Source organism: Enterobacter sp. Ag1, from assembly GCA_000277545.1.
Classification (GTDB): Bacteria; Pseudomonadota; Gammaproteobacteria; order Enterobacterales; family Enterobacteriaceae; genus Cedecea.
This window is the reverse complement of the sequence record AKXM01000040.1, coordinates 66,399-87,881: the sequence shown is the minus strand read 5'-3', so window position 1 is coordinate 87,881 and position 21,483 is coordinate 66,399. Positions and strand designations below refer to the sequence as shown.

General features: G+C 56.6%; 22 protein-coding genes and 1 tRNA gene. 5 read left to right on the top strand and 18 right to left on the bottom strand.

Annotated features, from left to right (window positions below):
- Positions 1–38: 38 nt before the first annotated feature.
- The 13 genes from A936_RS16235 to ccmA form a co-directional block, all read right to left on the bottom strand.
- Positions 39–1,940 carry a heavy metal translocating P-type ATPase gene (locus tag A936_RS16235; protein WP_008459676.1) on the bottom strand — a complete coding sequence of 634 codons (1,902 nt, stop codon included), beginning with the start codon at positions 1,938–1,940 and terminating at the stop codon, positions 39–41.
- Positions 1,937–2,989: a protease modulator HflK gene (hflK, locus tag A936_RS16230; RefSeq protein ID WP_008459674.1), complete on the bottom strand. Its 1,053-nt coding sequence runs from the start codon at positions 2,987–2,989 to the stop codon at positions 1,937–1,939. The genes A936_RS16235 and hflK (A936_RS16230) overlap by 4 nt, the downstream gene beginning before the upstream one ends.
- Positions 2,986–3,999, bottom strand: a complete 1,014-nt coding sequence (gene hflC, locus A936_RS16225) for a protease modulator HflC (protein ID WP_008459672.1) — start codon at positions 3,997–3,999, stop codon at positions 2,986–2,988. The genes hflK (A936_RS16230) and hflC overlap by 4 nt, the downstream gene beginning before the upstream one ends.
- Positions 3,996–5,960 carry a protease modulator HflK gene (gene hflK / locus A936_RS16220; RefSeq protein WP_008459670.1) on the bottom strand — a complete coding sequence of 655 codons (1,965 nt, stop codon included), beginning with the start codon at positions 5,958–5,960 and terminating at the stop codon, positions 3,996–3,998. Before hflK (A936_RS16220) ends, hflC begins: the two co-directional genes overlap by 4 nt.
- A gap of 166 nt (positions 5,961–6,126) precedes the next feature.
- Entirely contained in the window at positions 6,127–6,885 is a 759-nt protein-coding gene (mlaA, locus tag A936_RS16215; protein WP_008459669.1) for a phospholipid-binding lipoprotein MlaA, read from the bottom strand.
- Positions 6,886–6,898: 13 nt separating this feature from the next.
- Positions 6,899–7,963 (bottom strand): cytochrome c-type biogenesis protein CcmH, encoded by a 1,065-nt coding sequence (locus A936_RS16210; protein ID WP_192810978.1) that lies wholly within the window; start codon positions 7,961–7,963, stop codon positions 6,899–6,901.
- Positions 7,964–7,971: 8 nt separating this feature from the next.
- A complete protein-coding gene (locus A936_RS16205) occupies positions 7,972–8,529 on the bottom strand; it encodes a DsbE family thiol:disulfide interchange protein (protein WP_008459667.1) in 558 nt (185 codons plus the stop codon).
- A complete protein-coding gene (locus tag A936_RS16200) occupies positions 8,526–10,481 on the bottom strand; it encodes a heme lyase CcmF/NrfE family subunit (protein WP_008459666.1) in 1,956 nt (651 codons plus the stop codon). Before A936_RS16200 ends, A936_RS16205 begins: the two co-directional genes overlap by 4 nt.
- Positions 10,478–10,957, bottom strand: a complete 480-nt coding sequence (ccmE, locus tag A936_RS16195; protein WP_008459665.1) for a cytochrome c maturation protein CcmE — start codon at positions 10,955–10,957, stop codon at positions 10,478–10,480. Before ccmE ends, A936_RS16200 begins: the two co-directional genes overlap by 4 nt.
- The gene (gene ccmD, locus A936_RS16190) at positions 10,958–11,170 is read right to left on the bottom strand and encodes a heme exporter protein CcmD (RefSeq protein ID WP_008459664.1); all 213 of its coding nucleotides are present in this window, start codon (positions 11,168–11,170) and stop codon (positions 10,958–10,960) included. It abuts the gene before it with no gap.
- Entirely contained in the window at positions 11,167–11,907 is a 741-nt protein-coding gene (locus tag A936_RS16185; RefSeq protein WP_008459663.1) for a heme ABC transporter permease, read from the bottom strand. The genes ccmD and A936_RS16185 overlap by 4 nt, the downstream gene beginning before the upstream one ends.
- Positions 11,908–11,936: 29 nt before the next feature.
- Positions 11,937–12,596, bottom strand: coding sequence for a heme exporter protein CcmB (ccmB, locus tag A936_RS16180; protein WP_008459662.1), 660 nt, complete (start codon positions 12,594–12,596; stop codon positions 11,937–11,939).
- Positions 12,589–13,197: a cytochrome c biogenesis heme-transporting ATPase CcmA gene (gene ccmA, locus A936_RS16175; RefSeq protein ID WP_008459660.1), complete on the bottom strand. Its 609-nt coding sequence runs from the start codon at positions 13,195–13,197 to the stop codon at positions 12,589–12,591. The genes ccmB and ccmA overlap by 8 nt, the downstream gene beginning before the upstream one ends.
- 203 nt (positions 13,198–13,400) lie before the next feature.
- On the opposite strand from ccmA, the gene A936_RS16170 reads away from it, so the two are divergent.
- The 3 genes from A936_RS16170 to A936_RS16160 all read left to right on the top strand — a co-directional run bounded on the left by A936_RS16170 (position 13,401) and on the right by A936_RS16160 (position 15,188).
- Positions 13,401–14,342, top strand: coding sequence for a formate/nitrite transporter family protein (locus tag A936_RS16170; protein WP_008459658.1), 942 nt, complete (start codon positions 13,401–13,403; stop codon positions 14,340–14,342).
- A gap of 75 nt (positions 14,343–14,417) precedes the next feature.
- Positions 14,418–14,492, top strand: a tRNA-Arg gene (locus tag A936_RS16165).
- A gap of 156 nt (positions 14,493–14,648) precedes the next feature.
- Positions 14,649–15,188: a DUF2058 domain-containing protein gene (locus tag A936_RS16160; RefSeq protein ID WP_008459657.1), complete on the top strand. Its 540-nt coding sequence runs from the start codon at positions 14,649–14,651 to the stop codon at positions 15,186–15,188.
- 77 nt (positions 15,189–15,265) lie between these two features.
- On the opposite strand, the gene A936_RS16155 is transcribed toward A936_RS16160, so the two are convergent.
- Together A936_RS16155 and A936_RS16150 are read right to left on the bottom strand one after the other, a co-directional pair.
- Positions 15,266–15,976, bottom strand: a complete 711-nt coding sequence (locus A936_RS16155) for a YnfC family lipoprotein (RefSeq protein WP_008459656.1) — start codon at positions 15,974–15,976, stop codon at positions 15,266–15,268.
- Between the two features lie 286 nt (positions 15,977–16,262).
- Positions 16,263–17,531, bottom strand: coding sequence for a hypothetical protein (locus tag A936_RS16150; protein WP_157141427.1), 1,269 nt, complete (start codon positions 17,529–17,531; stop codon positions 16,263–16,265).
- A 348-nt stretch (positions 17,532–17,879) separates the two neighbouring features.
- Here A936_RS16150 and A936_RS16145 point away from each other — a divergent pair, with 348 nt between their 5' ends.
- On the top strand, positions 17,880–18,503 hold the full coding sequence (locus A936_RS16145; RefSeq protein ID WP_008459654.1) for an NUDIX hydrolase: 624 nt from the start codon (positions 17,880–17,882) through the stop codon (positions 18,501–18,503).
- Positions 18,504–18,580: 77 nt separating this feature from the next.
- On the opposite strand, the gene A936_RS16140 is transcribed toward A936_RS16145, so the two are convergent.
- Positions 18,581–18,808 carry a hypothetical protein gene (locus A936_RS16140; RefSeq protein ID WP_008459653.1) on the bottom strand — a complete coding sequence of 76 codons (228 nt, stop codon included), beginning with the start codon at positions 18,806–18,808 and terminating at the stop codon, positions 18,581–18,583.
- Between the two features lie 236 nt (positions 18,809–19,044).
- On the bottom strand, positions 19,045–19,521 hold the full coding sequence (locus tag A936_RS16135) for a GNAT family N-acetyltransferase (RefSeq protein ID WP_008459652.1): 477 nt from the start codon (positions 19,519–19,521) through the stop codon (positions 19,045–19,047).
- A 92-nt stretch (positions 19,522–19,613) separates the two neighbouring features.
- On the opposite strand from A936_RS16135, the gene A936_RS16130 reads away from it, so the two are divergent.
- Positions 19,614–20,546 (top strand): LysR family transcriptional regulator, encoded by a 933-nt coding sequence (locus A936_RS16130; RefSeq protein ID WP_008459651.1) that lies wholly within the window; start codon positions 19,614–19,616, stop codon positions 20,544–20,546.
- 19 nt (positions 20,547–20,565) lie between these two features.
- On the opposite strand, the gene A936_RS16125 is transcribed toward A936_RS16130, so the two are convergent.
- Positions 20,566–21,441, bottom strand: coding sequence for a LysR family transcriptional regulator (locus A936_RS16125; protein ID WP_008459649.1), 876 nt, complete (start codon positions 21,439–21,441; stop codon positions 20,566–20,568).
- Positions 21,442–21,483: the final 42 nt, after the last annotated feature.

Sequence of the window (21,483 nt, the reverse complement as noted above, 5' to 3'; positions counted from 1 at the left end):
CCCGAAAAGTAAAGCGCCTTCATCAGAAGGCGCTTTTTTTATGCCTGCTCGTTTAGCTTCTCTTCAAACCGCAGTAATCTTCCCGCATTGCCGAGCACCAGCAGCGTGCTGAGATTATGCAACAGCGCAGCAATAACTGCGCCAGAAGCGCCAAGCCAGCCAAAAGCCGCCATCGCGACAATGGCCAGCGTCCAGCCCAGGCCGATAAACACGTTGACCTGCAAAGTCCGACGGCAGCGGCGGCTCAGGCGCACGCAGGTGCCCAGCCGGCGAAGATCGCTGCCAATCAAGACAATATCCGCCGAAGACATCGCGATGTCGGACCCACCGGCCCCCATTGCCACGCCCACCACGCCAGCCTTTAGTGCCAGCGAATCGTTGATGCCATCGCCGATAACCATAGGCCGGTAGCCGCTGTCGATTTGCCGTTTCACCTGCGTCAGCTTATCCGCGGGCAGCGCCCCGGCCACTACGTCAGCGATCCCCACCTGGTGCGCAATTTTGTCCGCAACCGACTGGCGATCGCCGGTCAGTAAAAGCTGTCGGTTTAGCCCAAGATCGCGCAGCTCGGCCATCGCCGTTGCCGCCTCACTTCGCAGACTATCGGCCAGCAGCAGCCAGCCAAGAAAACGGCCATCCAGCGCCAGCCCGACAATCGGGCCATCGTGCTCAGGGGCTGCAGGTAAGACGGTCAAAGTGGAGGCTAACAGCTCACGCCTGCCAAGCACCGCTTCTCCCTGCGGTGTAGAGGCGGAAACGCCTAGCCCCTGATGCTCACGCACATTTTCGAGAGGCAGCCAGGCTTCCCGCGAAACAATCTCGCTTACCGCGCGGCTGACCGGGTGATTGCTGGTCGCGCCCAGGCTGGCCGCCAGGGTTTGCAGCAAAGTGGGATCGGTATCGCCATAAGGCGCCACGGCCTGCAGGTGTAGCCTGCCGTGGGTTAGCGTACCGGTCTTGTCGACCACCACGGCGTTGATCTCCGCCAGCTCCTCAAGAAAGGCCGCGCCGCGAATTAAAATGCCGTGGCGGGCGGCCACCGTCAGCCCGGCAATAGATGATGCCGGGGCGGAAAGCACCAGCGCGCAGGGACAGGCTGCCACCAAGACGGCCAGCATCGCCTGGGCATCCTGCGTCAGGAACCAGGTGCTGGCGGCAATCATCAGCACCAAAAGCAAATAACGCGCCGCGTGGCGCTCGAGCAAACGCGTTATCGGCGGGCTTGCCTGTTCCGCGCTTTGCATCAGGGCGATCACGCGCCCCAGCGTCGAGGTCTCTCCGGTACGCGTAACCCGGATGCGCAGCAGACCATCCAGATTTATCGCCCCGCCAAAAACTTCCGCACCCGGCACAACTTCCTGCGGTACGGACTCCCCGGTAATCGGTGCCGTGTCCAGGCTGGCTTTGCCTTCCAGCACCAGGCCGTCGGCAGGAATATGGTCCCCGGCACGAACCTCGACCACATCGCCGGGTTCGAGATCGTGGTTGTCAATATCCTGTAATTCACCGTCCGCGCTTAAGCGCCGCGCCCGGCTGCGCGTGAGTTTGCTCAGCGCGGCAATAGCTTCCTGCGACCCAATCACGCTGCGCTCTTCGAGAATATGCCCGACGATCATGATCAGCGGCAGCAGCGCGGCGGTCAGAAGATCCCCGGTCGCCCAGGCACCCAGCAATGCCAGCGCGATAAGCTGGTCGGTCAATCCGTGCAGGCTGGGGTAGCGCAGGCTATGCAGCGCGTGGCGCAGCACCGGAACAGCCACAACAACCGAGGCAGCGCCCAAAAGTAAATCGCCGACGGCAACCTGCTGAGGTGCCAGCCACCGCCAAAGCAGCCCCAGAATCAGCGCCCCGCTGGCCACCAGCGCCAGCATCAACTGGCGGGTAATATGCCGCTGCTCCTGGCGGGTCAGTGCCCCACCGGCTTGTACAGAAGAAGTCATGGTTTCGTCGCCTCTTGTTGCGCTACACCCTGTAGGATCAAATGCGCATCATCCTGCGGCGACACGGTGATTACCGACCCGGCCTGGGACAGGATCCCGGCTATTCGCTGGCGATAAATACGTCCCAGCAAATCAGGATCGTCATGGTTGCTGGCCAGACGGGCAATTGTCGCCGTGTCCGACTGCGCCTTCGCCACGCTCTCCTGCGCTTTTGCCTGGGCAGTTTGCAGCATCTGGTCGGCCTGTTGAACCGCCTTTTGCCGCGTTAATGAGGCATCGCTTTGCGCCGTCGCGATCGCTTTCGAGGCCTGCTGGCTGGCGGTTAAGACCGCATTGAATGCCGCCACGGTCGTCAGCGGTAAAGCAGACTGCACGGTCACCCGCTCAAGAGTAATCCCCGCATCGCTCCCCGACTGCTGAAGCCGCAGCAAATTCTGTTCGATATTCCGCTGCACGTCGCTCCGCAGCTGTTCGCGCTGCTGCGCCACGTTCATATCGTTGCCGGGCATTTCGGGCCGGGCAACCAGAATGGTATCCAGATCGCGGGAAGCACAAACCGCGACCGCCGCGCGCTCGACCAGCCGGTCCAGCAGCGGCAGGACATGCTTGTCCTGTAAGACGTAAGCAGTTGGCGTTCTGACCCGATAAAATACGCTAATATCCAGTTGCACAACGCCCGCATCACCGGTGAGCAAGAAACCAGAGCCCGAAACAGCATCATTGCCGGGGCCACCGTTGATATCCAGGCTTTGCGCTTCGGACGAGCGCAGCAGCGCGGTCACCCGGTGTTCAATCACCCGATCCGGTCCTGGCACCATCACTACTTCATTTACCGGCGCGGGCCAGGCAAGCAGCAAGCCAGGCTCGGCCACGCGCTGCTCAGCGCCGAAGCGCAGCACCACGGCCCTGCTGCCCGGCGGAATTTGCCGGACATTCGACAGCAACCACGCCCCGGCGGCAAACAGCGTCAGCACAAAGATCGCGATAAACGCCAGCCGAATCGACTGCGTCCACGGCCCACCGGGCTCAAGTTTTTGCCGTTCAGTCATGGTTTTTTATCCGCCGCTTTATCCATTTGCGGCCCGTCAACTAGCAGGCTGAACGGTTTGGCATCGGTACGCAGCACCAGTCGGGTTTGCGCATTCACCATGCCGCTAAGCGCGTCAATCTGGCGCAGCAGGCTATAAAGCTGCGGGGCGCTGGCATAAGCTTTACCGTAGATGGACGCCGTTTGTACCTGGGCCTGGGCTTCGATATCCGCCGCTTTCACTGAGGCCTGAGCTTCGGTGATGCGAGCATCGCGATCGGCGGCGGAACGAATCTCTGCCGCAGCGCGCTTACCTTCCGCCGTGCGCTCAATCGCAATGGTTTCACGCTCTGCTCGCATACGGTCAACCGTGGCGTTGAGCGTCACGGCCGGCAACGTCAGGCGTTCGGTGCCCATCTGCACCAGCCTGATGCCGTAACTTTGCAGCAGCGGCTGGCTGATTTGCTGTTGAAGATGCGATTCAAACTCCGCCAGCTGAACCTGCTTGCCGTCGGTGTTCACCAGTTGAGAAAGCGTGAAGCCGCTGGCGGTGGTTTCCAGCGCTGAGCCTAAGTAGGTGCGAATTTGCCGGGCCGCTTCATCCGGCTGGTTTTGCACCGCCCGCATAAACCGCTGCACGTGTTCAGGCGTGCTGTCCACTTCCCATACCGCGTAGGACTGAACGATGATCCGCAGGCCATCGCGCGTGCCGACATCCTGCAGCCCGCTGGACGTCGTCCGCAGGCGCAGATCCACCACCGTTGCCGTTTCAAAAGGGGCAGGCAGCCGCCAGGCAAGCCCCGGCTCCAGCAGCACGCGGACGGGTTTGCCGAAACGGGTGATCACCAGTGATTCACCGGATCTCACCTGCACCAGGCTCGCAGCCGCAAGCAGAATAACGACCAAAAAAACGGCGGCGGTAATACGCTTCCAGGCGCCTTTTTTACCCCCTTCCGGGGCGGAAGAGTAGCCATGACTGCAGCCGTGGCCGTGGTGGTGATCATGATGTCCATGAGAGTGGGAATGGCTCACCGGGAAAGCTCCTGTGCGGGTTTAGCGGGCGCGTCACGCCGCGCCGCATCGGTAGAAGTAGGGAAATCACGCAGATCGAGCGTGGGCGGCGAACCGGCACCAATTCGCTGGTCAATGACCAATAATGGGCGGCCGCTGAGGGCCTGCTGAAGCTGTTTAAACCAAAGCTCGTCGATAAAGACCTGCCCTGCCTGCTGGTAAGCATTCTTCTGCGCGGCAAAGCGGGTGGCCGTTGCCTGAGCTTCGCTTAGCGCTTCGGTAGCATTAACCTGCGCCGTGTTTTCGCGCACTGCAGCATTGGTCGCGGCAATCGCGGCTTTTTCTGCCGCACTTCCCTGCTCTCTCAGAATCAGCGACTGCGCGGCAATCTGCGCGGCCTGTACACCATGAAAAGCGTCGGCCGCCCCGGCAGGCGGATGAATCGCCTCCACGACGGTAGAAAGGATTTCCACGCCGCTGTGCAGGTTATCCAGTTGCTGCTGCACGGCCTGGTTAATCTGCCCGGCCAGGTCGTCACGCCGCTCGCTCAGGACATCATCCAGCGTTAAAGACGAGAACTGATGTACCAACACCTCATTTGCCGTGCTGCGCACCAGATCAGACAGGTTCACTGCCCGGTAGGTTGCCGCCAGCGCGGCGTTATCAGTCAAGCCAATACGCCACATAAAGCGCACGTCGCTGTTAACGATCTGTAGGCTTTGCCGATCCCCGCTCTGGCTGGCGATAATTTGTGCTTTGTCGAAGTTGTGGGTGGCATCCCAAAGCCTGTCGGCGCTGGCGGGCGCGGGGCCTTCAGCATCGGCGCGTTTTACAGGAGGTTGGCTGGCTGGATCTTCCCCGGCAGCCAGCTCATGCACCTGCCCATTTTCGGTCAACTGCACCCGACCAAACGGCCAGGGCAGCCCCAGATGCAGCCCCGGCTCCAGCACCGCCACAGAGCGGCCAAAGCGCTCATACACGCCGCGTTCGGTGGCTGAGATTTGCTGCAGCCCGGTCAACAACCAGCCGCAGATCACCATCAGGGTCACCATCGGGATAAACGCGCGCTTCAGGACGCTGAAGGCCCAGACCTGGCGAAGATCGATGCCAAACCGCTGGTGCAGCTCCTGCTGTAAAAACCCGAGCGGGCGCGGCGGCCAGGTTAGCTGGGCGGCCAGTTGGCTTTTGGGGATAAGCCTGGGCTCTGTCGTGCCGTCTCCGGGGGGTGCGAACAGAGAAAACAGCCCGCGCAGCATAAACTCGACGGCAACCAACAGTACCAGCGCAGCGGGCAAGTTTATCGCCAGTGCACTGTTGAGCTGTGGCCAGACAAGTCCCGGTAAACTCAGTACCTGTACCGCCATCACCAGGCGCAGCAGCGGCGCTATCGACCCGGCTTCCGGGGAAGCTTCTTTCGATACCGCACTGAGATGCCGTTCGGCCACCAGCAGCACAAAGACGGATCCTGCCAGGCACGCTACAGCTATCCAGCGGTTATTATTGTCCAGCAGGGGAACGTAGCGGCTACTCCAGCCAGAAAACGCAATATAGAACGCCAGCGCGGCAAGCGCCCCGGACCAGATGCCTTCTGCCTTAAACAAAGCTTCAGCCCGGGCAAAATTTAACGGCACCAGGCCCGTAAGCCAGCTTAAAAGAGGATTCTTGGGCGCTTCTTCCTCCTGAACCGAAGGCTCAATCGGTGGGGAAAACTTAAAGCTTCGCCACTGGCAAATACGCTGCGTCGCGTGCAGCGAAACAACCAATAACAAAAGCGCTGCGGCATTGCTGCAGAGTAAAGCGACCCAGCGGGAAGCTGGCTCCAGGATACTGACCGTCAGCGCCAGCAGGAGCATCATAAACAGCAAGAAGGTTAAGGCGAACACCGCACGCGCGGCGAGTCGGGCCTGCGCGCCGGCCAGCGAATAGCGAGCGGGCAGCGCCTGAGGCAGCAGTTCAGCTTCGGGTAACCGGGTAGGTGGCATGATGTTTTAAGCGTGAGGTGCGCAAGAGTTGCGCAGTATTTTTGGATTGTTATTTTATAACATACCAACACAAAATGCTGGCGAGTAAAGATGTGTCATTTTATGTCAGTGTTATGACAATAAAAAAGCGAACATCAATGTTCGCTTTTTCACATCCAGGTAGCACTTACTGGGAGTCGATATCTTTCAGGTCATCCTGAATAGCCGCCGCGTTCGGGTTCGCCTCTGGCTTAAGCTGGCCGCCGTTAGCCAGGAAGTCATGGCGCTGGAAGTAGGCTTCACGCACGGTGATATAAGGATCGGCTGACTGGCGCAGCAGGCCGTCGGAATCCAGCAACTGGGCGCGCGTTTCGACACCTTCGACCGCCCATTTACCGATGGACATCGGCCAGGTCAGCCAGGAAAGCACCGGATACAGCGTATCGACAAAATCACCGCCGTCTTCGCGCAGCGTGAAGCTGCCATAGCCCGGTAACATCACATAAGGACCGTAGCCTACGTCGTAATGGCCCAGCGTGCTGCCGAAGCGGTGAGGCTCGACGCGCTGAAGTTTAGGGTTAGCCATCCCGGCCACGTCGATGAAGCCCCCCATCCCCAGCAGGGTGTTCAGGAAGAAGCGCGTAAAGTGCACCATCCCCTGATACGGGTCGCCCTGCACGAAGTAGTTCACCATCGTGGCGGGCTCTTCGAGGTTGCTGGTGAAGTTGCTCAGGCCGTTGCGCGCGGGCACCGGCACATAGTCACGCCACGCTACGGCCACCGGACGTAATACATACGGGTCCAGCACGTTGTAGTTGAAGTTGAACATTGAACGGTTGAACCCTTCGAGCGGGTCCGAACGCCCCTGAGGCTGCTGGCTACCAGAACTGGCACATCCCACTAATACCGTTGTTGCCAGAGCAAGTCCGGTCAGGCGGAAATTCATTAGCGTCTCCCTATTATTGTTTGTCTGCGCTTTCAGTGGTGCCCGGTTCAAGCTGGGCCCTCGCCTGATCGATGCTGCGCTCAATGACGGCGCGGCGCTGGTCGTTTGCCGGTAAAATTTTCAGCATCATGTCCCACGCCCCAATCGCCTCACGGTAGTTCTGGCGCTCAAAAGCATTGAACGCCAGCAGGCTGAGCACGCGAATATTCGTGTGATCATCTTTTAACATTTCGCGGAGCAGAAGCCCACCAAGCTGGTTATCCTGAGCGTCGGCAGAGCGGGTCAATACTTCAGCATAGCCCAGCTTTGCTTCGCCGTTTGTGGGCGCAAGTTTATAGGCGTGAGCAAAAGCCTGTGTCGCCGTTGTGGCGTTATTCAGCACCATGCCAATGCGCCCAAGCATCATCCAGCCTTCAAGATTATCAGGCTGTTGCTGCAATCGCGTGCGTAATCCTAACCCAAGACGCGCCATCTCTTCCATAGTCAGCGGCGCGGCCTGCGGGTCAAGAACACGTTTTAACAACGCTGGCGTCTCGGCCGTCGCCTGCCGCCAGGCCTGCACCTGCGCCAGCCCGGACGTTTTCAGATAACTGCCAGCGCTGACCGCCAGCAGCAGCACGCCCCCCGGCAAAAAGACCCACAGCGAGATTTTCCCTGAGGTTATCCCGCCGTTCAGCGCCGGATTTTCTTCCGTGAGCAAAATCTTTTGCCGCCTGCGGCTGCGCAAGACAATCACCGCCGCACCACCGACAATAAACAGCCCCGGCAACACCCAGAGGATCACCGTGGCCGGCGTCAGCGGCGGCTCATAGGTCACAAAATGGCCGTAACGCTCCACCATATAGTCCACAATCTGTTGCTTGCTTTTGCCCTGCTGCATCAGCTCGTAGACTTTAAGCTTCATGTCTGAGGCAATCATTGCGTTGGAATCCGCAATACTGTTGTTCTGGCATTTCGGGCAGCGCAGCGCCTCGGTTAGCTGGCGGAACTGCTGCTCCTGCGCTTCATCTTTAAAGGTGAAGGTATCAATGGCCGCCGCCGCATTTAGGCTAAACAGCATCCCGAGCAAAAAGAACATTGCGCGCATCATGAGCCCGTCTCCTGGCTGTATTTCTCCCAAAGCGGCTTCAGCTCCTGCTGCCAGACGCGATCGTTCAGATCGCCCGCGTGGCGGTAGCGGATGATCCCCTTGCCGTCGATCAGGAAGGTTTCCGGCGCGCCGTACACGCCGAGATCCAGCCCCAGCATGCCGTTGCCGTCAAACAGGCTTAGCCTGTACGGGTTCCCGAGATCGCGCAGCCAGGTAATCGCTTTATGGCGATCGTCTTTATAGTTCATGCCGACGACGCGGACGCCCTGCGCGGCAAGCCCGTTAAGAAACTTGTGCTCGGCGCGGCAGGTTGGGCACCAGGTCGCCCAGACATTCAGCAGCAGCGGCTTGCCGTCCGCCAGCACTTCCCGCCCCCACTCTTTACCCGGCTCATCGAGGGATTCCAGGCGGAACACCGGCACCGGTTTACCAATCAATGCCGACTCCAGATCCGTGGGCGCTTCGCCCTGGGCATTGCGCGCCAGTTGCCAGAGCAGCAGCGAGGCCAGCAGCAGAAACAGCGCCAGCGGAATAAAAAGATAGCGGCGCTTCATGCTGCGGCCTCCGGCTTAACTTTACGGCTGCGATAACGCGGGTCACACAGGCAGCAAAGCCCGCCGAGGGCCATCAGCAGCCCGCCCGCCCAAATCCAGCGCACGAAAGGTTTGTAATACAGGCGCACCGCCCAGCTGCCATCGTCCAGCTCTTCGCCCAGCGCGGCATAAAGGTCACGGGTGAAACCGCCGTCGATGGCCGCCTCGGTCATCATCGCCCGATTGCTGTTATAGAAACGCTTTTCGGCGTGCAGCGTGGCTTCCGGCTTGCCGTGGCGGGTGACGTCAATCACGCCCACACCACCGCGGTAGTTAGGGCCGGTGATGTCCCGCACTTCCCGGAACACAAAGTGGTACTGATGAATATCAATGCTGTCGCCGGACTTCATGCGCACATCGCGCTCGACGCTGTAGCTCTGGCTAAAGGCGATGCCAACCACCGTCACCGCCAGGCCCAAATGCGCGGAAACCATCCCCCAGTGGCTGGCAGGAATTTTGCGTAACCCATCCCAGAAGCCGTGGCGATGCGTGGCGCGTTGATAAACCTCCATCAGCGCCAGCACAAAGACCCAGACGGCCATCAGCAGGCCGACCACCGTCATTGCCTCTACGCTATCCTGCATCAGCCACGGTAAAAGCAGCGACAGAATCAGCGTGATAACCACCGCCGCCAGCAGATGTTTGCGCAGCTTGCCCGGCTCGTCGCGCCGCCAGCGAACCAGCGGCCCAATGCCGAGCATCAGCGCAAACGGGGCCATCAACGCAGTAAACATCGTATTGAAGAACGGCTCCCCGATGGAAATGCTGCCGAGGCCAAGCTGTTTATGCACCAGCGGCAGCAGCGTGCCCAGCAGAACCACCAGCATGGCGGCAATTAGCAGGACGTTGTTGCCGAGCAGGAAAGACTCGCGCGACCAGAGATCGTTGCTCACGCGGGAGCGGACTTTGCTGCCTTTGACCGCATACAGCAGCAGCGAACCGCCGATAACGACCACCAGGAAAGCCAGAATAAACATGCCGCGCGCCGGATCGGACGCAAAGGAATGCACCGACACCAGCACGCCGGAGCGAACCAGGAACGTCCCCAGCAGGCAAAGCGAGAAGGCGCTTATCGCCAGCAGCACCGTCCAGGCTTTAAAGCTGCCGCGTTTTTCGGTAACGGAAAGCGAGTGGATAAGCGCCGTGCCCGCCAGCCACGGCATAAACGAGGCGTTTTCTACCGGGTCCCAGAACCACCAGCCGCCCCAGCCCAGTTCGTAATAAGCCCACGCCGAACCCAGCACAATCCCCACGGTCAGGAAAGCCCAGGCCGCCAGCGTCCACGGGCGAGTCCAGCGCGCCCAGGCGCTGTCCAGCCTGCCGCCCAGCAGCGCCGCAATCGAGAAAGCAAACGCCACAGAAAAACCTACATACCCCATATACAGCAGCGGCGGGTGCAGAATCAGGCCGATGTCCTGTAGCAGCGGGTTTAAATCTCGCCCTTCCAGCGGGTAGTCCGGCAGCGTGCGGATAAACGGATTGGAGGTGAAAATAATAAACAGCAGGAAGCCGAAGTTAATCATCCCCATGACAGCCAACACGCGGGCGTGATCTTCTTTTGGCATGCTGCGCCCGGTGAGAGCAACGGCAAACGTCCAGCCGCTCATCATCAGCACCCACAGCATCAATGACCCTTCGTGCGCCCCCCAGGTGGCCGCCACGCGATACCAGACCGGCAGCTCGGTATTCGAGTTGTTGGCGACGTAAAGTACGCTGAAGTCGTTCACCACGAAGGCGTTAACCAGTATCAGGAATGATGCGCAAAGGGTGATAAACAGCGCCCAGCTAAACGGCCGCGCGGAGGCCATCAGCCGCTTGTCACCGCGCGCCACGCCCCAGAGTGGATAAACGCTTAATAGCAAAGACCAACCAAGCGCCAGGCTTAGCAGGAACCCACCGATTTCCGGCATCATGAGGCGTTATCCTTATACACTTCCGGAGCCTGCTGGTGATTTTGCTCCATCGCCGCTTTCACCTCCGGCGGCGTGTAGTTTTCATCGTGTTTCGCCAGCACTTCTTTGGCGTGAATAAGCGTGGCACCTTCCATCACGCCCTGGGCAACCACGCCCTGCCCCTCGCGGAACAGATCCGGCAGAATGCCCTCGTAGGTCACGTCCACCACACCGCGCGCGTCATACAGCTTGAAGCTGACCTTCAGGCTTTGGCTGTCGCGCTTCACGCTGCCCGGCATCACCATGCCGCCGATCCTCAGGCGCTGCCCGGTTTCCGGCATTAAATGACTTTCGCCTTTGCCGTAGATAATTTCGCCGGGGGTATAAAACAGGTCGATATTGCTGCGTAGGGCGTACAGCACGAGCGTTATTGTCAGCCCAAGACCGGCCAGCACCGCCACGGCCAGATAAAGCCGGTTTTTACGACGCGGATTCACTTAAACTTCCTCCTGGCGCTGACGAGCGACACGAATACGCTGCTCTCTGGCCTGCTGGCGCGCCACCGCCCGCAGAATGGCGCGGTGCTGGTAGCGGGTATGAAAAATCAGCCCAAGCAGCGGCAGAAGCGTAAAAGCCACCGCCAGCCAGACGTAAAAGGCGTAGCCGCCCATGGCGAAAAACTCGCCCCAGTGTGTGAACGCCCACGTCATGATTTTGCTCCTTTGCCGTTAGCAAGCGCTAACACCCACGGACGGCGGCTTTCCTGTAACAGCAGCAGGTTACGAAGGCGCATCAGGGTGAGCGTGATAAACAGCGCGAGGAAGCCGAAGATAGTCCAGCGCAGCGGCGTACGCATGGAAGGGTCGATGGACTGCTGCATATTGGTCGAGCCCTGATGCAGCGTGTTCCACCACTCCACCGAGAAGTGAATAATCGGCAGGTTCACCACGCCGACCAGCACCAGAATCCCGGCGGCACGGCCTGCAAGACGACGATCGTCAAACGCGCTGTACAGCGCGATGGCCCCCACGTAGAGGAACAGCAGCACCAGTTCGGAGGTCAGCCTCGCGTCCCAAATCCACCATGTGCCCCACATTGGCTTCCCCCAGGCGGAGCCGGTGACCAGGGCGATAAAAGTAAATGCCGCCCCGATGGGGGCCATCGCCATCACCGCCAGATCGGCGGTTTTTATCTGCCACACCAGGCCAATAAAGGCGGCAATCGCCATGCTGGCGTAAATGCCCATCGACCACATCGCCGCCGGGACGTGAAGGTACATGATCCGGTAGCTTTGCCCCTGTTGGTAGTCCGCCGGGGCAATACCAAAGCCCCAGACGCAACCGACCACCAGCAGCACCGCGCTGAGGATAGCCAGCCAGGGCAGCAGGCGGCCACAAAAGTGGTAAAGCCGCTCGGGTTTAGCCAACTGATGTAATGTTTTCCACATAGGTTTTGCTCACAAAACAAAAAATAAAGTTATGCAACGCTTACCCGCAGCGCCGCCGCCGTAGCGAACGGGCTTAGCGTGGCGCTGCCGGCCAGCAGCGCGCCAAGAATTGCCATATAGCCCTCCACCGGCAGATGCATCGAGGCGGCATCCATCGCGGCGGTGGCAAAAATTAAAAGCGGGATAGTCAGCGGCAACACCAGCAGGCTGAGCAGCACCCCGCCCCGCTTCAGACCAACCGTTAACCCCACGCCGGGCGCGCCGAGAAAGCTCAGCGTCGGCGTTCCCAGCAACAACGTGGTGGCCATCACCTGCCAGCCATAAAAATCCAGCCCGAGCAGCAGGGCCGCCAGCGGTGAAAGCAATAACAACGGCAGCCCGGTCACAACCCAGTGAGCGGTCACTTTCGCCAGCACCACCAGCGGCAAAGGCACCGGCAGCAGCATCAGCTGTTCCAGCGAGCCGTCCTGAAAGTCATCCCGGAACAGCCTGTCCATCGCCATTAAAGAGGCCAGCAAAGCCGCCACCCAGATAACCCCCGGCGCAATGCGCACCAGGAGCTGCGGCTCCGGGCCAATGCCGAGCGGAAACAGGGTTATCACAATCAGGAAGAACCACAGCGGGTTGGCGATTTCAGCCCCGCGACGAAACACGACCTGCAGTTCGCGCCAGAAAATGCGCCTAATCATAAACAGCTTCCTGCAAATGAATCTGCCGTATAGCGCAACTTAGCGGCTGATGGCTGGTGAGAATAACTATCCCGCCAGCTTCGGCGTGCTGCTGCAGGCGCAGGGTCAAGCGCTCAATGCCGGCGGCGTCCAGGGCGGTAAACGGTTCATCCAGAAGCCAAAGCTTTGCCGTGGAAAGCCACAGACGAGCTAGCGCGGCGCGGCGCTGCTGCCCGGCGGAAAGCTGGTTGACGGATAAATCTTCGAAGCCGAGCAGCCCGGTTTGCTCGAGCGCATCCCACAGCTGTTCTTCAGCAACATCGGCATGAAAAAAGGTGAGATTTTCAAAAGGGGTGAGAACGGATTTGATCCCCGGCTGATGGCCAATCCACAACAGGTCACCGTGGAAATTATCGCGCTGGCGGCGAAGTGGCTGATTTTGCCAGAAGACTTCGCCCTCATCGGCCTGCGCCAGTCCGGCCAGAATACGTAACAGCGTGGTTTTCCCCGCGCCGTTTTTGCCCGCCACCTGCACCATTTCTCCCGGCTCAACGCTAAACGACAGCGCGTTGAACAGCGTGCGATCGTCACGCTGGCAGGTCAGTTGTCGGGCTTCTAGCATCAGGAGGCGCTCCTTGTCTCGGGTGACGCTAAGCATATCATATCGCCCTGTTTTCTTCAGGTTACCCCCGACGCCTTCGGCTACTCCATTAGGGTTAATTGGCTTATTCAGATCAAATCTGGGGCGATTATTCCCATTCGTCAAAAACGTGGGATAAAAACCGCTACGCTTAAGTGAACATTTTCCGACCAGGAACCGCCCTGATGGACAAGATCGAGCCCGATGAAATAGCTAAGACCGATGAGCTGGCAGTGGACAGCGATGAGAAATCGAGCGGCAAGAGAATAGAAGTGGACGAGGATCGCCTGCCCTCCGGCGCGATGGCGATTCACGAGCACATTCGCCAGGACGGGCAAAAAGAGCTGGAGCGCGACGGCATGGCGTTGTTCTGGTCAGCCGTGGCGGCGGGTTTATCGATGGGGGCTTCGCTGCTGGCGAAAGGCATTTTTCACGTCAACCTGGTCGGCGTGCCCGGCAATTTTCTGCTGGAAAATCTTGGCTACACCTTCGGCTTTATCATCGTCATTATGGCGCGCCAGCAGCTGTTTACTGAAAACACCGTCACCGCCGTGCTGCCGGTGATGCAGCACCCGACCACCAGCAATTTGGGGCTGCTGATGCGGCTGTGGGGCATTGTGCTGTTCGGGAATATCGTCGGCACCGCGATGGCGGCGCTGGCCTTTGAATTTATGCCGATATTCGACGAAGCCACTCGCAAAGCCTTCGACGATATCGGCATGAAGGTGATGGCAAACCCGCCCGGTGAGATGTTCGCCAATGCCATTATCTCCGGCTGGATTATCGCCACCATGGTGTGGATGTTCCCTGCCGCGGGCTCGGCAAAAATCTTTGTTATCGTGCTGATGACCTGGCTGGTTGCGCTGGGTGATTTAACCCATATCGTGGTCGGCTCGGTCGAAATTCTTTATCTGGTGTTCAACGGTACGCTGCACTGGAGCGAGTTCTTCTGGCCGTTTGCCCTGCCCACCTTAGCCGGGAATATCTGCGGCGGAACGTTCATTTTCGCGCTGATCAGCCACGCGCAGATCCGCAACGATATGAGCAATAAGAAGAAGGCCGAGGCGAAGCGGAAGCAGGAGGAAATGAGCCGAAACTCAGCGAAGAGCGGAAAATGTGACGGGTAAATTGTTCATCTTCCAGGCAAACGGACCGCCAACCCCTTAACCTGCCTCGAAAAGCGGGTATACTACGCCCGCCGCGTTCCCTTAGTTAAATGGATATAACGAGCCCCTCCTAAGGGCTAGTTGCAGGTTCGATTCCTGCAGGGAACGCCATTAGATTTCACCTTTCTGCTCTGCCTTTCTTTCAGACTCGTCATTAAAAATACCTTCTGCTATCAATGCGGTGAGCTTTGCATATCCACAGCATGGAATCACCGGAAGCATTAAGGATATAATCCCTGCAACGATCCCTCAGCCGTCGAAAAGAACATGACAAAACTTACGTTACAAGAGCAGATGCTCAAAGCAGGCCTGGTCAGCAGCAAAAAAGTGGCTAAAGTGCAGCGCACCGCGAAGAAATCACGCGTGCAGGCTCGTGAAGCTCGGGAAGCCGTGGAAGCCAACAAACAGGCTCAGGTTGAGCGCGATAAAGAACTCAGCGAACAGCAAAAGCAGGCCACTTTAGCCAAAGAATATAAAGCGCAGATCAAGCAGCTGATCGAAATGAACCGCATTGTTATTTCGAAGGGTGATATCGGCTATAACTTCACGGACAATAACTTAATTAAAAAAGTCTACGTCGATAAAGTAACCCAGACTCAGTTGATTAAAGGCCGCCTGGCCATCGCCCGCCTGATTTCAGATAAAAATCCTGAAGGCGAATACGCCATTATTCCCGCAGGCGTTGCCGATAAAATTAAACAGCGCGACACCAGCTTTATCGTGCTGAGCAGCGACCTGGCTCCGGAAGACAAAGACGAAGACGATCCGTATGCGGACTTCGTGGTGCCTGATGATTTGATGTGGTAAGGATGTGTTGAGTTCAGGCGACCAGATATTACTGAGTCGCCTGAGTTCTGGCATCGGTTCACCCATTTTTATTAGAATCAGAAGTATTCTGTTTCGTGACTAGTCATCCACAACTGTGTTGCACCGTGATAATCATCCTTAACAGAGGATATCATCGAGCATTTGTCTGCATTACCATCATCGGTATAAGTACAGCTTTGCTTCACCCTGACGGTGAAGTACTGACTTTTTGATACTAGCTCCGAGTCCATGAATTGCGCGCTTCCTGATGGATAAAAAAAGCGATCGTCTCTTGGTTCATTGTAATCTCTTATACGCTCAGGGAATTGGCTATTGCGATACTCATATAGCGTTGCAACTTTGCCCGTATTTTTGTCCACCATTTTTTCAAGCAAACCGTGCACATTATAAGTGAGAGTATATTTTCCCTGATCATTCTCAAGCTCAGTTATTTCGCAGCTCTTATTAACCTTTCCAGTAATACTCTGACCTTCAAAAGAGCTTAGTACTCCATCTTTATTGACTACATGGAAAATTCGACCATTGACCATATCAACCATATTGATATTAGTGAAACACCCGCTGCGATCGTACTTAACCTCCGTCATCACCAGAAGTTTTCCTTGCTCATCTCTAATCGACTGAACACTATGCTTTACGTGACCGGTAGTTGGATTATGATCAAACAAAAGAGCAGCATTTAAAACAGCCGGTTTGAATTGAGTCAATGCATCGACATTAAATGACACTGCCAAAACTGATAAGATAAATAACATTCTTGCCTTCATTGGTAATTCCTTTTTTAGTAGTATTGCCCCCTGGGTGACAGGGTTATTATTTAATTTCCGAAAAGCTACTGTGCGCGAAGTAGTAATTTAAAAAAGTTATAAACCTATCATTGCTGTATAAACGATTGTGCCTATACAGTGACCTTATTCTTTTTACGTCTAATCATGAATATGAATAAACCACTTAATCTGCGGCCAGAGTCACATCAGCAGACCAGGCTGAGTTGCAGCATCCGTGAGAAGAGAATGCTGCTGTCAGATATGAAATGCTGGAAATGACGCTAAACTACCGCACCACGTTCACATCGCTATAGATAAACCGCTTCGCCTCACCCCTCTCCTGATAACCAAAGCGAATAAACATGCGCAGGTCTTCAAAATAGGCATAGTCACCGCTGGCTTCTTTGCCGTCGCCGAGATCCTGTTTACAGATTAACTCCAGGTAGCGGCCAGGGAAATTAGGATGAATATCGGCAGCATTTTGCCATTCTTTACCGGCCACGCAGGTCTGGCTTAGCGTTTGCTCTGTATCAGGCTTATCCTGGTTGTAAACCTGGCTGCGTGAGGAATAAGTTTTGCCCGGTTTCACCGGGAGCGTGAAATTGCTCTCCAGATTTTTGCTAACCCACGGTGCTTCGGACATGGTTTCCCACTTTTTCACATCCACCATGTTAAACAAGCGCTGATACTGGGAATAGAAATCGGCATTGCCGAGGCTAATCTTCGTCACGGTGAGCGTCGTGCCGTCCGGCTGAGCATCGACTTTTGCCCTAAGCGTAAGGCCGTCTCCTTCCTGGCTTACCTGAGTAAAACTTATCGAGCGAAAAGCCGGTTTTTGCTGCGGATCGGTAAAGATTTTATCAATAGCATTTGTCACCTGCTCCGGAAGGGCAAACCGCTGCAATGCCGCCGGGGTGTTATTGTCTAAATCCGGCTTAGCGGGCGTGGTATCGGCCGCCTCTTTGTCACGACGGACAAGCGCGCCCGTGCCTTTGTAGCTCGACAGATTGCTGACGCCACAAAGCGTTTTTGCAACGCTTGCAGTTTCCGGCGAGAGGACTTTATTTTCCCCAGCTGAGGTGTCCGTTGCCATTCCCTGGTTATCCAGCGAGAAAGTACGGGTTGCGATGCCCTCCGCTTTTACGCAGTTGAAGACCACATCCTCGATTTTTACCGAGTAAGGCGCACCGTATTTTTCTTCGTGATAGATTTTGTCGAAGTCTGTCGCCAGCCGGGCTTTCAGTATTGCCCCTTCACGCTGGCTGTTAGAGACATCAACAAACCGCTTTTCACCGTTCTGACTCGCGGAAGGGACATCGGCCCACTTCGCTTCCGGCACATTCTGCTTACAGAGATCCAGCCCTGGCGTGGTCATAAACGGACTGTCCGCATCCGGCTCGAATGCCGTCCCCGGCGTATAGCGGTTGATGGAGCTGACCGCGTAGACGCGCAAACTTTTATTCGCCTGCGCATTAATAAACAGCAGCGTTTTATCATCGGTCCGGCAGTCGGTGTATATCCAGACTTCGCTGCTCAGCCCTGCCATAGTCGTCACGCGATAAGCCGCATTGATCCCAGGCCCTAAGCGTACGGTCGTACCGGGCACTACTTCGATGCTTTTAACAGGCGCTGGTTCGGGCAAGTTTATGGCGAGAGCTGGTGAGGTGAGCGTAAGTCCCAAAATTAGCGAAGCAGTCCATTTCATGGCAAGTCGTTATTCATCATTATCCGAAAGTAGACCCAGAATAGCGCAAAGATCCTCAACAAGATAATGCCAGAAATGAGGGGGTTAGCCGGAAACTGCCTCGCGAAACCTGCTCTACTCACATTTTAATCCATTGATTTTACTGCTACGGTTGTGCACTGACTGAGTTTTTCTTTCTGCACAACACAGGTGAAAACAATGCCGGACGCCATCAAAGAGACCGATATCCACACAGTCGCTCAGAAACTCAATGCTATTGCCCAGAACGGGCTGACATACGCCAAAGATGTGTTTGACAAGGAACGCTATGAAGCCCTCCGTGACATCGCCGAAAACCTGCTCCGCTCCCGTTTTAACATTAATTCAGAAACCTTGAATCCTGTCTCTGAGTCCGGGTACGCCACACCGAAAACCGACGTTCGCGCTTTTATTATTCGCGACGGTAAGGTGCTGATGGTCAAAGAAGCGGAGGATGGGAAATGGAGCTTACCCGGCGGCTGGGCCGATGTGGGCGATACCCCGTCCGCTGCCGTCTGCCGGGAAGTAAGGGAAGAAACCGGGCTGGAAGTGAAGGTGACCAAACTGTTGGGCGTGTGGGACCGTAATCTGCACGGCCATCCCCCGCTGCCCTGGCACGTCTACAAGCTCATTTTTCTGTGTGAAGAAACCGGCGGCAACCTTGCCCTCAGCCACGAATCCACCGATATCGGCTTCTTCGCCATTAACGATCTGCCGGAGCTGTCGTTGACGCGCATTGTCCCGGAAGAGCTGATTGTCAGCATGGAAATTGCCACCAGCGATAGGCAACCGTGGTATGACTAGCAGCTTGACGCGAGCAAACAGGCAACTTCAGGCCCGCTATCATGACGATAAACAGGGCCTGAAACAGTAAGATCGGATTACAGATTCGCGCTGCGTAAAGCGGTGCAAAAAGCGCAGTTGCAGCCCGCAATCGGGATGATTTTGGTGATGTCGTAGTTGGCTTCGGAAGGAATGGCATGCCCATTGGCGGCGTTATTGTTCACATTCGCCGTCTGTTCAGGGCGAACCGAGGAATTAGAAACGAATGCCGAGGCATGGAATGAGGTCGCTAACAATGTCGCCCCCACGATACTTAATACTTTCATTTTGTCACCCAGGCTAAAAACCAGACCATCACTCTAACGTGGGCAGATTTTGAACACCAGATGCCACGGCTGAAATAAAGTGTGCATATTTATGTCTAAACGTTCAGCACTGCATTATATCGATTAATGCCATTAATATTAATAAATTACCATAAAATAACTCATCGCATTTTTGCAAATAAGCGCTGTTAGCTGTATAAATCCCGCCGCTGCGGGATTGTTATATCGTCCTGTTTTTAATCGGCAAATTTCAATAATGCCTCACCATCCAGGCGGTAGCGAACCCATTCCGATTGCGGCAACGCCCCGATGCTCAGATAAAAATCAATCGCGGGCTGGTTCCAGTCCAGGACAGACCATTCCAGGCGGCCACACTGCCGCTGCACCGCGCACTGCGCGATATATTTCAGTAACGACCTTCCCGCTCCCCTGCCGCGATACTCAGGAGAGATGTATAAATCCTCCATGTAGATACCATTCCTCCCAAGCCAGGTCGAGTAGCTGGTGAAGAAAACGGCGTAACCGATAATTTTGCCTTCTGTCTCGCAGATCAACGCTTCAGTTTTACTGCCTGCGTCAAACAGCGTCGCCCGGATCTCCTCTGGCGTGGTGATCACTTCCTGAGGGGCTTTTTCATACACGGCCAGCTCATAGATCATGTCGTAAATAGCCTGAGCGTCTTCCGGGCGGGCCTGACGAATCGTCATACTCATTGGTTTTCCTGTTATTTCTGGATGGCGTTAACGTTGCTGGCCCCAAGCATAAAGGTTATTGTCAGGCGAATTAAGTGTAATGAAATCACCAGATGATGAATATTATGCATCCAACCTTAAGGCGTATCGATTTAAACCTTTTGCCTGTTTTTGACGCGATTTATCGCCATCGTTCCGTCCGCCTGGCGGCCGATGAACTGGCGATGAGCACCTCGGCGCTTAGCCACGCGCTGTCGAGACTGAGAGCCTCGCTCAATGACCCGCTGTTTTACCGGGAAGGGCACCGGATGTGTCCCAGCGTGTATGCCACGCAGCTCGCCCCTTCTATTGCTTCGACGTTGAAATACCTGGATCAAGAGCTGACTCAGCAGCCGGAGTTTGACGCATCCCGGACGACAGAGCGCCTGCAGATAGCGATTACGGATTTTACCGCTTTTTGCATTTTCCCTGCCCTGATGCACAAACTGCAGCATGAAGCGCCCGGCCTGAGCTTCGAGTTACTTTACTTGCCTCATACACCGGCACTGACGGAGCTTCTGGCGGGCGAAGTGGATTTGGCGCTGGGGTTCAGTACCTCAGAAGATATCCGGCATCCGGAGCTGGAAGAAATTAGCTGGTTTACAGATGAGTATGTCGTCATCAGTCACCCAAGCCGGACACGGCTGACATTTGAGGATTATCTCGCCGCAAGGCACATCGTTGTCACGCCGTGGAATGAGAAGCAAGGTGTGTTGGACAGGCAGCTTGAGCAAATGGGTTACACGCGGCAAATAGCCATCAAGACGCCATCTATGCTTAGCGCGCCGTTTATTGTGGCAGAAAGCAATCTGCTAATGGCGCTGCCGCGCTTTGCCGCTGAAAAACTGATGCCAGCCACGAATATAAAGATTTTTTCATTACCGTTCGAAATACGTCCGTTTGAAATAAAAATTTATTCACACAAACGAAGCGGGAAGCGGAGCGCGACCAACTGGCTGAAATCGAGGCTGCAAACGCTGGCGAAGGAGATAAACACCGGGCAGTGAAAGCTGTTCGGCGTTTAGCTCATCCCGCTTTACGCAGTCGGGTTACCAGGGCCTGAACCGCCGGGGACGTTTTTCCTGCCGAAGAACACACCAGGCCAAACTCGCGATGAAGCCCCGGCGTCAGCGGCACCACGCACAGGCCGCGCATATCTTCAGGCAGCGTGGACGCAGGCACTATCGCCACACCCATGTCTTCACGCACCAGCATACAGGCGCTGACCCAGTCCCGGACCGTGACGCGTATGTCAGACAAGCGCAAACCGGCCTCTGCCATTAAACTGCCGCCGTTTACCACACAGCCTCCAGTCGCCAGCACGAAGGGCTGCTCCGCCAACGCTTCAAGGGTTATTCCCCGGGATCTTGCCCCACGCGCCATGGCGTGGCTGGCAGGCAACACCGCCATCCAGGCATCCTGCCCGAGAATAACGTCAGCCCGGCCGGGACCGGGGTTCATCACCACACCCAGTTCGACGGTATCTGCAGCAATCCACTGCTCGACTTCTTCATCAATACCTTCGAGTACCACGACCTCAATGCCGGGATGCAAACGCCTGAAGTCACGCAGCAGGCCGGGCAGCAGCGTCGATGTCACCGACGGGAAGCTGCCGAGGCGAATACGGCTCCCGCTTAAGTCCCGACACGACTCGGTCAGCGAGCGGATCGCCTCGAGATACAGCTGCATACTTCTGGCATGAGCGATAACCTGCTCCCCCAGCGCGGTAACGCCAATGTTCCTGCGCTCGCGGGTAAAAACCGGGAACCCCAGGGAAGCTTCAAGCTGCGCGATGGCCTGGCTGGCACCTGACTGAGTCATGCCCACCTCCTCCGCCGCACGGGAAATGTTGCGGGCATCGGCCACCGCGACCAGCAACCGCCAGTGCAAAAGGTTCATCATCGTTATCAGTAGCTCAACTAATAGTTATTTAATGAATGATTA